Annotated in this window: 10 protein-coding genes; 7 read left to right on the forward strand and 3 right to left on the reverse strand. The window is 32.6% G+C overall.

Annotated features, from left to right (window positions below; genetic code table 11):
* Positions 1-123 precede the first annotated feature (123 nt).
* Positions 124-1,413 carry a sensor histidine kinase gene (locus V1T75_RS09560; protein ID WP_330488323.1) on the reverse strand — a complete coding sequence of 430 codons (1,290 nt, stop codon included), beginning with the start codon at positions 1,411-1,413 and terminating at the stop codon, positions 124-126.
* A 195-nt stretch (positions 1,414-1,608) separates the two neighbouring features.
* Between V1T75_RS09560 and thrS the strand changes: the two genes are divergently transcribed.
* From thrS to V1T75_RS09585, 5 genes are all read left to right on the forward strand, one after another.
* Entirely contained in the window at positions 1,609-3,555 is a 1,947-nt protein-coding gene (gene thrS / locus V1T75_RS09565; protein ID WP_330488324.1) for a threonine--tRNA ligase, read from the forward strand.
* Positions 3,556-3,627: 72 nt separating this feature from the next.
* A complete protein-coding gene (gene infC / locus V1T75_RS09570) occupies positions 3,628-4,146 on the forward strand; it encodes a translation initiation factor IF-3 (RefSeq protein ID WP_262706669.1) in 519 nt (172 codons plus the stop codon).
* Between the two features lie 44 nt (positions 4,147-4,190).
* The gene (gene rpmI, locus V1T75_RS09575) at positions 4,191-4,388 is read left to right on the forward strand and encodes a 50S ribosomal protein L35 (RefSeq protein ID WP_047790515.1); all 198 of its coding nucleotides are present in this window, start codon (positions 4,191-4,193) and stop codon (positions 4,386-4,388) included.
* Between the two features lie 148 nt (positions 4,389-4,536).
* Positions 4,537-4,881: a 50S ribosomal protein L20 gene (gene rplT, locus V1T75_RS09580; RefSeq protein ID WP_330488325.1), complete on the forward strand. Its 345-nt coding sequence runs from the start codon at positions 4,537-4,539 to the stop codon at positions 4,879-4,881.
* A gap of 95 nt (positions 4,882-4,976) precedes the next feature.
* Complete coding sequence (locus tag V1T75_RS09585) at positions 4,977-5,561, forward strand: tRNA (guanine-N1)-methyltransferase (RefSeq protein ID WP_330488326.1); 585 nt, start codon at positions 4,977-4,979, stop codon at positions 5,559-5,561.
* Positions 5,562-5,862: 301 nt separating this feature from the next.
* Here V1T75_RS09585 and V1T75_RS09590 read toward each other — a convergent pair whose 3' ends face one another.
* Together V1T75_RS09590 and V1T75_RS09595 are read right to left on the reverse strand one after the other, a co-directional pair.
* Positions 5,863-6,027: a hypothetical protein gene (locus tag V1T75_RS09590; RefSeq protein ID WP_330488327.1), complete on the reverse strand. Its 165-nt coding sequence runs from the start codon at positions 6,025-6,027 to the stop codon at positions 5,863-5,865.
* 37 nt (positions 6,028-6,064) lie between these two features.
* Complete coding sequence (locus V1T75_RS09595; RefSeq protein ID WP_330488328.1) at positions 6,065-7,741, reverse strand: formate--tetrahydrofolate ligase; 1,677 nt, start codon at positions 7,739-7,741, stop codon at positions 6,065-6,067.
* Between the two features lie 209 nt (positions 7,742-7,950).
* On the opposite strand from V1T75_RS09595, the gene secDF reads away from it, so the two are divergent.
* Entirely contained in the window at positions 7,951-10,929 is a 2,979-nt protein-coding gene (gene secDF, locus V1T75_RS09600) for a protein translocase subunit SecDF (RefSeq protein ID WP_330488329.1), read from the forward strand.
* Between the two features lie 87 nt (positions 10,930-11,016).
* Positions 11,017-12,135 carry an adenylate kinase gene (locus V1T75_RS09605; protein ID WP_330488330.1) on the forward strand — a complete coding sequence of 373 codons (1,119 nt, stop codon included), beginning with the start codon at positions 11,017-11,019 and terminating at the stop codon, positions 12,133-12,135.
* Positions 12,136-12,140 lie beyond the last annotated feature (5 nt).

Below are 12,140 nucleotides of genomic sequence, written 5' to 3' on the forward strand. Positions count from 1 at the left end.
GCTTACCGCTGCTCCGTTTGCGGGTGCAAATATAGATACCTTTTTCTTTACAACAATGACTTTTTTTATCTTTTTTTTTAAAAAAAACACAACGTACTAATAACCAGTACTCTTCCTTGCAAACTATTTATTTTTCATGATAGAAAAGTAAAACGCAGCCCCTTTACCCTCTTCGTTCTTCAACCATATCCTCCCTCCTTCTCTCTTTAAAATCTTTTTAACCAAAGCCAACCCTAATCCTATAGACTGAAATGAAGATGTTTCTTCTAACTTTTGAAAAAGGTTGAAAATCTTTTCATGGTTTTTTTGATCTATCCCTGGACCATTATCTTTTACATAAAAAATATATTCTTCATCATATTCTTCACTCCCTATCTCTACATATATATATTCTTTATTATTATGCTTAACCGCGTTCTCTATTAAATTTTTAAATACTTGGGTTAGTTGAGACTCATTATACAGTACTGTTGGTAGTTTGTTCTTTACTACCATAGTGCAATTAGAATCAGAATTCAATTGTATTATTTGCTCTACAACACTGTTTACATTTACTTCTTGTTTTACTTCTCTATCATTCGCCCTTAAAGAATAATCGAGAATACCATTGATTAGTAAATCTATCTGTTCTACCTGTTCTTTCATCATTTGGAGCATATTAGAGTATTCGCTTTTTCCTCGATCATTTCCTTCATCACTCTCCAACATCCACTCTGATAAAGCATGTAAATTTCCTAAAGGAGTTTTTAGGTCATGCGACACTACATAAGCAAATTCTTCTAGGTCTTCGTTTTTTTCTGACAATTCTTTTGCTCTACTTTCTAAATCTCTTGTTCTTTCTTTTACTCTATTTTCTAATGACGAGTTTACTTCTTGTAATTTTTTTCGATACCTTATATGTCCATTCAAAATGATTATTGAAAAAATAAAAATAGTTGATGTAGATATCAATATGGCAGATTCTAATACAATATTTATATTTGACGTAAGGATCCAATAAGTCAGATGCAATAATTGAAAAGTACTAAAAGCAATTACAAACCCTCTATTATTTAGCATTAGTACAGCCCCAAACATCACAATAAAAGTTCCCAACAAATAATCAATTGAAAAATTATTTGTTTTTGTCGTATATATAAGGTAGTGTTGAAACAAGAACAGCACTAAAAAAACCACATAACCATAGTATTTTCTTGCCCATTTCTTTTTTACAAAAGGAATTAATCCTGCTACGAGAAAAACAACGGCAAAAATTTCTCTTAGATAAGGAAATTCTACTGCCTTTTTATTAAAATAAAAAATTAGAAGAGAATAAATATACAACCCAGGTGCCATTAACAACAGAACTGTACTACTATTTTTAATTTCAAACGGCTCAAGCTTACCTTTATTTTTAAAAAACTCAAAAAACATAACTAAAAAATAGATGCTTAAAAAATTAAAAGTAATTAATTCATTTTAAAAAGCATTGGCTCTTTATAATTATTGTAAGAGTGAAATTGATTTTACAATCTTTAATTATTATGTATTGCTTACAAAATGCTTTTACAATATCTTTGCGACTCAAAATTTCCACTTGTAAGGAAATTATAAAAATATACATATATAATGATTGAGATTACACTACCCGACGGGAGCGTCAAAGAATTTGAAATGAACAGCACTCCAATGGATGTTGCTAAAAGTATTAGTGAAGGTTTAGCTAGAAATGTTATTTCTGCTAGTTTTAATGGAACAACTGTTGAAACCTCTACACCTTTAACCACAGATGGCTCGTTGGTTTTATATACATTTAATGATGCTTCTGGTAAAAAGGCTTTTTGGCATTCATCTGCTCACGTATTGGCACAAGCTATTCAAGATTTTTACCCTCATGCAAAATTAACTATTGGCCCTGCTATTGAAAATGGTTTTTATTACGATGTTGATTTTGGAGAGGACACTATTTCTGAAAAAGATTTTGATAAAATAGAAAAGAAATTCTTAGAACGTGCTCGTGAAAAAGCAGAGTTTAAGATGCGTTCTATTTCCAAAGCTGATGCTTTGGCATACTACCAAGCACAAAACAATCAATATAAAGTAGAGCTTATTGAAGGTTTAGAAGATGGCGACATTACTTTTTGTGACCACAGTGATTTTACCGATTTATGCCGTGGAGGTCATATTCCGAATACTGGAATTATCAAAGCAGTGAAAATTATGAATGTTGCTGGAGCTTATTGGCGTGGTGACGAAAAGAATAACCAGTTAACTCGTGTGTATGGAATTTCTTTTCCTAAACAAAAAGAGTTAAAAGAATATTTAGAATTACTTGAAGAAGCAAAAAAACGTGATCATAGAAAACTTGGTAAAGAATTAGAGCTTTTTACTTTTTCTCAAAAAGTGGGGCAAGGCTTACCTTTATGGTTACCAAAGGGAGCTGCTTTACGTGGTCGTTTAGAAGATTTCTTAAAAGCTGCTCAAAAGAAAGCAGGATACGAAATGGTAATGACTCCACATATTGGACAGAAAGAACTATATGTAACTTCTGGGCATTATGCGAAATATGGTGAAGATAGTTTTCAGCCCATTACTACTCCAAAGGAAGACGAGGAGTTTTTACTGAAACCTATGAACTGTCCGCATCACTGCGAAGTGTACAACCATAAACCATATTCATATAAAGACTTACCTAAACGCTTCGCTGAATTTGGCACCGTATATAGATATGAACAGAGTGGTGAATTGCATGGTTTAACTCGTGTTCGTGGTTTTACTCAAGATGATGCACACATTTTCTGTACACCTGAACAATTAGATGAAGAGTTTAAAAATGTAATTGACCTAGTACTTTATGTATTTGGCTCTTTAGGTTTTGAAGATTTTACTGCTCAAGTATCTATTAGAGACATGGAAAACCTTGATAAATATATTGGTTCAGTCGAAAACTGGGAAAAAGCCGAACAAGCAATTATTAATGCAGCTAAAGACAAAGGTTTGGATTACGTAGTTGAAGAAGGTGAAGCTGCTTTTTATGGCCCAAAATTAGACTTCATGGTGAAGGACGCTTTAGGTAGAAGCTGGCAATTAGGAACTATTCAAGTGGATTATAACTTACCAGAACGTTTTGATTTACATTATAAAGGTGCTGATAACCAATTACACCGCCCGGTAATGATTCACCGTGCACCGTTTGGTTCTATGGAGCGTTTCATTGCGGTTTTACTAGAGCATACAGGAGGTAATTTCCCTCTTTGGTTAACTCCTGAGCAAGTTATTGTACTGCCAATCAGTGAGAAATATCAAAAATATACCGAAAAAGTTTTAACTTTGTTAGAAAATTCCGAAATTCGCGCCCTCGTTGATAACCGTAACGAGAAGACAGGAAGAAAGATACGTGATGCTGAAGTTAGCAAAATACCATTCATGGTTATTGTTGGTGAGCAAGAGGAAAAAGATGGCACAGTATCTGTAAGAAAACATGGTGAAGGTGATTTAGGAACATTTACTATAGAAGAGTTCATTTCTCTAATACAGAAAGAAGTTAGTAAAACATTGGTTCCTTTTGGAAGTTAAAAATAGATAGTAATTTAAAATTTATAAGTCATAGCAATTAGAAGAAAAGGCGGTAGAAGACCCGCGAGAGTAATTAAAGAAGATCAACATAGAATTAATGAAAAAATTAGACATGTTGATGAAGTTCGTCTTGTAGGCGATAACGTGGAAGTTGGTGTATATCCATTAGCTAAAGCTAAAGAGATTGCACGAGAGTTAGAATTAGATTTAGTTGAAATTTCGCCTAAAGCTGTTCCTCCTGTTTGTAAAGTTATTGATTACAAAAAGTTCTTATATGAGCAAAAGAAACGTGAAAAAGCTTTAAAAGCTAAAGCTACTAAAGTTACCGTTAAAGAAATTCGTTTCGGACCTCAAACTGACGAACATGATTACGAGTTCAAAAAAAAGCATGCAATTAAGTTCTTACAAGATGGAGCTAAATTAAAGGCTTTTGTATTCTTCAAAGGGCGTTCAATTGTATTTAAAGAACAAGGACAAATTTTACTATTAAAATTAGCTCAAGAATTAGAAGAATATGGTAAGGTAGAGCAAATGCCTAAACTAGAAGGAAAGCGTATGATTATGTTTATTGCTCCTAAAAAGAGTAAATAATACATACAATAATAATATAAGCAAGATAAAACTAAAAAACAAAGATGCCTAAAATTAAAACAAAATCTAGTGCTAAGAAACGTTTCAAGTTAACTGGTACTGGAAAAATCAAAAGAAAGCACGCGTTTAAAAGTCACATTTTAACGAAAAAGTCTAAAAAACGTAAGCTTGCATTAACACACGCTACATTAGTACACAAATCTGATGAAGCAAACATTAAGCAGCAATTAGTTTTAAAATAATTGTTAGCTCAGGGAATTTAATTATTAACCATGGAGTTAGGCTTGTTAAAGAATTATGAATTATGAATTTTAAATTATAGGGTTGTATCAATTCGTAATTATCAATTCACAGTTTCATAATCGCCTACTACAAAAACACATTTGAATTATGCCAAGATCAGTAAATTCAGTAGCTTCAAGAAATAGAAGAAAAAAAATCTTGAAGCAAGCAAAAGGTTACTTTGGACGTCGTAAAAACGTTTACACGGTAGCAAAAAATGCGGTTGAAAAAGGAATGCTATATGCATACCGTGACCGTAAAAACAATAAGAGAAACTTCCGTTCATTATGGATTCAACGTATTAACGCTGGAGCTCGTCTGTACGGAATGTCTTACTCACAGTTTATGGGGAAAGTAAAAGCTAATAATATTGAGTTAAACCGTAAGGTTTTAGCTGATTTAGCGATGAACAACCCAGAAGCTTTTAAGGCCATTGTAGAAAAAGTAAAATAAGTTTCATACCCTTGCTTATACTAAAAACCCAAACCTTAACGTTTGGGTTTTTTTAAACCATCCATATTCATCAATTGAACTAAAATATCAATATTATGAAATTTTTAAAAATAGTATTCATCTTTATCTTCACGCAAAGTATTATTGCTCAAAATAGCCCTTCTGAACAACCAAATACTGTTGAAAACCAATTTATAGAACTTTATAAAAAATCAAACAATTATCAAATTTATAAAGTTGTAAAAAAAAATGAGTACTTAAGACTACAGAATAGTATTTTAGATAGCATAAAAGTTATTAAAACTGATGCCAGTTCGAAACAAATTAAAATAAATGAGCAGCAAAAAAACATAACTGAATTACAAACTAAAATAGACACGTTAAACAAAGACTTAGCTACTTCTATCAACAAAGAAGATGCCATTTCCTTTATTGGTGTTCCATTAAGCAAAGCTACCTACAACTCTATTGTATGGGGTATTATCCTTGTTTTACTGGTTGGGTTGGCTTTCTTTATTTACAGGTTTAAGAATAGCAATGTGGTTACTAAAGAAACCAAAAGCTTGTTAGTTGAAACTGAAGAAGAGTTTGAACAGTACAAAAGAAAATCTATTGAAAAAGAGCAAAAACTACGTAGACAATTACAAGACGAGATCAACAAACAGCGCGGTGTAAGTTAACCTACCTTAACTTAATCATGAACTAGTATAAAACAAAATCCCGAGTATGAATTCGGGATTTTGTTTTATACTAATAAACTGTTGTAATCGATTGGAAAAATATTCCCAACCTCCTTTACAACTTTATCTTATAAATTCTAAAATATTTGTATTTGAGAAATGTTCAATTCCTAAAACTGTTACAGAAAACTGTGTTTCTTCTTTACTAAAAAATTTTACTTCAAAAGTAAGCAACAAGCTTTCATCAATAAATTCAGGATATTTCCATTCACAAAAACTGCTCTTTCTTTGTCAACAACATCTATAACCTTCCAAACATGCAAAAAGTTTTTTCTTCTGATAGCACATTGAACTCCGTGATAAATCCAACTATTAGTTCGAAAGCAGGAATGTTATCAAAAATCATCCTAGCATTAAAGAATAAGTAGTTATCGCTTCCCATACCCTTATCTGTTGAAATCTTCATTACTTAGTTTACAATAAGTAATTTCATCTTTAACACATTAAGATAACCCTGAAATTACCCCGTTATTATCAATGCTCATGTTTTCTGATGCAGGAGTGGCAGGCAACCCAGGCATACGCATCATTTTCCCTAAAATAGGGATGATAAACTGAGCTCCTGCTGCAATTTCTATCTCTCTAACATTTACTGTAAATCCTTCTGGCCTCCCTATTAATTTATCGTTATCAGAAAATGATTTTTGAGTTTTTGCCATACACACAGCAAAATCATTAAATCCTAAACGCTCTATTCTTCGCAAATTTAACTCAGCTTTTTTATCATAGGTTACAGTATCTGCCCCGTAAATTTCTTTAGCAATTTTTTCTATTTTCTCTTTTACAGGACTTTTCCAATTATATAAAGGCTTATATTGTGTAGCTTTATTTTCAACTACATCAACCACAGCTTCGGCTAAATTTTTAGTTCCTTCTCCTCCTTTAGCCCATCCTTCAGAAACAACAGCTTGTACACCTAAATTCTTGCAAGCGTTAATAACAAATTGTACTTCTTCATCAGAATCAGATATAAAAGAATTAATTGCTACTACAGGCTCAATATTGAATTTTCTAATATTTTCAATATGCTTTTCTAAGTTTTTAAACCCGTTTTGTACACGCTCTAAGCTTGGAGTATTGTATTCTTCTTTTGGTGCCCCTCCATGATGACGTAACGCTCGGATTGTTGCTACTAACACCACACATTTTGGATTTAACCCCGCGTATTGTGATTTTATATTTAAGAATTTCTCAGCTCCTAAATCGGCACCAAAACCAGCTTCTGTTACTACGTAATTTGATAACGACAATCCCATTTTAGTTGCAATAATTGTATTGGTTCCTTGCGCAATATTTGCAAAAGGCCCACCATGAATAATCGCTGGATTTTCCTCTAATGTTTGTACCAAGTTTGGTTTTACAGCATCTTTTAGCAAAATAGCCATTGCATCTTGTGCTTTTAAATCACGTGCAAAAACTGGCTTTTTATCAAAAGTAAATCCTATGAAAATATTCCCTAAACGTTCTTTTAAATCATCAAAAGAAGTTGCCATACAAAGAATAGCCATTACTTCTGATGCTGGTGTAATATTGAATCCATCTTCACGTGGTATTCCGTTTGCTGTTCCTCCTAAACCAATTGTAATTTGACGTAACGAACGATCATTCATATCAATTACACGTTTCCATAAAATGGTACGTGGGTCGATATGTAAGCTGTTCGTTCCGCTTTGCAAGTTGTTATCTATTAGAGCAGACAGTAGATTGTTAGCTTTCTCAATAGCGTTAAAATCTCCTGTGAAATGTAAGTTGATATCTTCCATAGGTACAACTTGCGAATATCCACCTCCTGCGGCACCTCCTTTAATTCCAAAAACAGGCCCTAACGAGGGTTCTCTTAACACCACAGTAGCTTGTTTTCCTATGGCATTCAATCCTTCTGTTACCCCTATAGAAACAGTTGTTTTCCCCTCTCCAGCAGGTGTTGGAGTTAATGCTGTTACCAACACTAAATTATTATCTTTTATTTTGTTTTCATCTATTAAGTTTAGAGGTAATTTAGCTTTGTATTTCCCATACATTTCTAAATCATCTTCTCTTACTTGTAACTTATTAGCTATGTATTTAATATGTTGTAATTCTTTTGCTTGAGCAATCTCGATATCGGTTAAATGCGCCATGGCAAATTATTTAAATTTTTAAGTTATTTGTTGTACTAAAAAAAGCAGGTAAATATACGTAATATAATCCCCATAAAAACTGACATTTGTTAGCAAATATTCCTTAATTATTATCTAATAACACAAATATGGTAAAAGAATTGGCTTTTCTTTTAATGAAACGCTATATTTGCACGTTTTTAAAATAAAGTCGATTTAAATTATTTACAATGCAAAACAAAGGATTAATTAAATTATTTGCTATACTTTTTGGTTTAGTAAGTATTTATCAATTATCGTTTACTTTCTTTGCCAATAAGGTAGAAGATAGTGCGAAACAGTATGCCAAGGCTAATGTTAGTGATAACAATGGTAGAGCTTTGGCTAGGTATGAACGAAAATACTTAGATAGCGTAGCTAACAAAGAGATCGTAAATTTAGGATTTGCAAAGTACTCTTACAACGACATCAGAAACAAGGAAATGAACCTTGGTCTTGATTTAAAAGGGGGTATTAATGCAATTTTACAGGTATCAGTAAAAGATATCTTAATTGGGTTATCTAACGATTCTCAAAACACAACTTTTAAGCAAGCATTAACAAATGCTGATGAAGCTCAAAAAGACAGTCAAGAGAATTATTTAGATTTATTCTATAACGAGTTCGAAAAATTAAGTAATGGTAGCGTTAAATTAAGCGACCCAAGTATTTTTGGAACCAAAGCTTTACGTGATAAAATAGACTTCAACAAAACAAACGAGCAGGTTAAATCGACTTTACAAGAAGAAATCAACACTTCTATCAACACTGCTTTTGAAGTATTGCGTAGCCGTATTGACAAATTTGGGGTTGTACAACCAAACATTCAACGTATTGGTAACTCTGGTAGAATTCAAGTAGAATTACCTGGAGCTAAAGATATTGACCGTGTAGAGAAGTTATTACAAAGTACTGCTGAATTACAGTTCTGGGAAGTACATACAAACGCAGACATTCAAAACTTTTTCTTTACAGCAAATGCTAAGGTTGCCGAAATGTTAAAAGATGATTCTGCTACTGAACAAGCAAAAGATACTGCTAAGGAAGGTAATGACATTGATGATTTACTAGGTGAATCAGCTGATTCAACAAAAGTTGAAACTCAAAAGAATTTATTTACATATTTATATCCTAACGTAGCTCAAAGTCCACAACAAGTAAGTTCTTTGGTCGCACAAGCTAGAGTTCAGGATACTGCAAAAGTAAATAGCTTCTTACACAACAAGGAGGTAAGAGCTTTGTTACCTAACAACTTAAAATACACTAAGTTTTTATGGGACTATAAGTCTCAAGCTGGTGCTGATGGAACTGAAATTATTGGTTTATATGCTATTAAATCTAACAGAAAAGACAAAGCTCCAATTGGCGGTGATGTAATTGCTGATGCTAAGCAAGAATACGACCAATTGAGTAAACCTGTAGTATCTATGTTAATGAATGGTTCTGGTACTAAACAATGGGCAAAAATGACTAGCGAAAATGTTGGTAAATTCGTTGCTGTAGTATTAGATAACTACGTATATACTGCTCCTGTAGTAAATGGAGCTATTACAGGTGGTAGTACTCAAATTTCTGGAGGAACAATGACAGTAACGGAAGCACAAGATATTGCCACCGTATTAAAAGCTGGTAAATTACCTGCTCCTGCTCGTATTATTCAAGCTGAAGTTGTTGGACCATCCTTAGGTAAAGAATCTATTGATGCGAGTATGTGGTCATTCGGGTTGGCTATTATTTTAGTCTTAGTTTGGATGTTCTTATACTATGGTAAAGCTGGTATCTATGCTAACATTGCATTAGTAGTTAACATCTTGTTCATTTTCGGGATTTTAGCTTCATTTAATTCGGTATTAACCTTACCTGGTATTGCTGGTATTATCTTAACCATAGGTATGTCGGTAGATGCGAACGTAATTATTTTCGAAAGAATTAAGGAAGCCTTATACGGAGGGAAAAGTTTAGGAGAATCGGTAGATGAAGGATTTAGTATTAAAGGTGCATTATCTGCTATTATTGATGCTAACATTACTACCTTATTAACAGGTATTATTTTATATACTTTTGGTACAGGACCTATTAAAGGTTTCGCGTTAACATTAATGATAGGTATTGCTACTTCTTTATTTACCGCCGTATTTATTACTCGTTTATTTATTGATGGCGCTGTTGAAAGAGGCACCAAATTAACATTCAATACTGGTTTCTCTAAAAATTGGTTTAACAACATTAGTATTGAATTCTTGCAAAAACGCAAGATTGCTTACATCATTTCTGGCTTCTTTATTGTTGTTGGTTTAGTTTCAATATTTACTGTAGGATTAAAGCAAGGAGTAGATTTTAAAGGAGGTCGTTCGTATGTAGTTCGTTTTGATGAGGCTATGAAAGGAAATGAAGTGGCTGAGCAATTAAAAGAAGTATTTGGTACTGCTCCTGAAGTAAAAACTTTTGGTTCTGATCATCAATTAAAAATTACTACTGCCTTTAAAATTGATGAAGAAGGTACTGATGTTGATGAAACTGTACAAAATGCCCTATACAATGGTTTAAAACCATATTTAGGTGATACATCATATGAAAACTTCAAACCTGGTTTTGAAAAAGCAGGAAATGGAATTATGAGCTATATGAAAGTAGAACCAACTATTGCAGATGATATTAAGCAATCAGCTTTATGGGCAGTTTTAGGTTCCTTAATTGTCGTTTTCTTATACATCTTATTACGTTTTAGAAAAATGGCATACTCTATCGGTGCTGTAATAGCAGTTTTCCATGATGTATTAGTGGTATTAGGAGTTTTCTCTTTACTATACAAGTTCATGCCATTTGATATGGAAATTGGTCAATCGTTTATCGCTGCCATCTTAACAGTAGTAGGATATTCATTGAACGATACCGTGGTAATTTTTGATAGAATTAGAGAGTTTACAGAAGGTAAAAACTCTGTTACTGCTAGTTTAGTAAACAAAGCATTAAATAGTACATTAGGAAGAACTATCAACACCTCTTTAACAACATTATTAGTAATGTTAGCTATCTTCTTCTTTGGAGGAGACAGTATTAAAGGATTTATGTTCGCATTAATCGTAGGTGTGGTAGTAGGTACTTACTCTTCTTTATTTGTTGCAACGCCAATTATGTTTGACGTTTCTAAAAAAGAAGAAAATAAGTAACTCATATAAAAGCATACATAAAACCGTTTTGAATAAACTTCAAAACGGTTTTTTCATTTAATATCAAGCAACTATCTTTGCAGTCTGATGAAAATTACAAAACTCCACGATTTATACTTTAAAGAATTTATTTCAGCTGATGAAATTTCTAAAATTGTTAGCTCATTAGCTGAACAAGTAAGAAAAGATTTACCTTCTGATGAAGTGCCTATTTTTATAGGGATTTTAAACGGATGCTTTGTTTTCACCGCTGATTTTTTACGTGAATATAAAGGAAACTGTGAAATTAGTTTTGTTAAGTTGTCTTCATACCAAGGTACTTCTTCAACAGAAAATGTAAAGAACTTAATTGGTCTTAATGAAGATTTATCTGGTCGAACCGTTATTATTTTAGAAGATATTATAGATACTGGTACGACTCTTCAAGAGATTTATGACATCTTTAAAACGAAAAATTTAAAAGAATTAAAAATAGTAACTCTTTTTTACAAACCAGATGTGTATCGTAAAGAGCTGCATATAAACTATATCGGAAAAAGTATTGATGATAAATTTATTGTAGGTTACGGATTAGATTACAAAGGTTATGGTAGAAACTTGCCTGCTATTTATCAATTAACAACACAACCCAATATGAAAAACGTCGTATTATTCGGTCCTCCTGGAGCAGGAAAAGGTACTCAAGCAGAAGTTTTAAGAGAAAAATACAATTTGGTACACATTTCAACTGGAGAAGTTTTCCGATTTAATATTAAAAATGAAACTGAATTAGGACTATTAGCCAAAAAGTATATTGATGCTGGAGATTTAGTTCCTGATGAAGTTACTATTAACATGCTAAAAGAAGAAGTAACTAAAAATGCAGATGCAGCAGGATTTATCTTTGACGGTTTCCCACGTACAGAATCTCAAGCAAAAGCTTTAGATACGTTTTTAGCCGAAAAAGGCGAGCGTATTAACGGAATGGTGGCTTTAGAAGTACCAGAAGATTTATTAGTTGAACGTTTATTAGAAAGAGGTAAAACAAGTGGTCGTTCAGACGACATGGACGAAAGTAAAATTCGTAACCGCTTTAATGAATACAATACTAAAACAGCTGTTTTAAAAGACTATTACCAAGCACAAGGTAATTATTACGGGATAAATGGTGTGGGTTCTATTGAAGAAATTACTCAACGTTTATCAGACGTATTTGATACATTATAACAAAC

Origin of the sequence: Tenacibaculum sp. FZY0031 (assembly GCF_036350695.1) — a bacterium.
Taxonomy (GTDB): Bacteria; Bacteroidota; Bacteroidia; order Flavobacteriales; family Flavobacteriaceae; genus Polaribacter.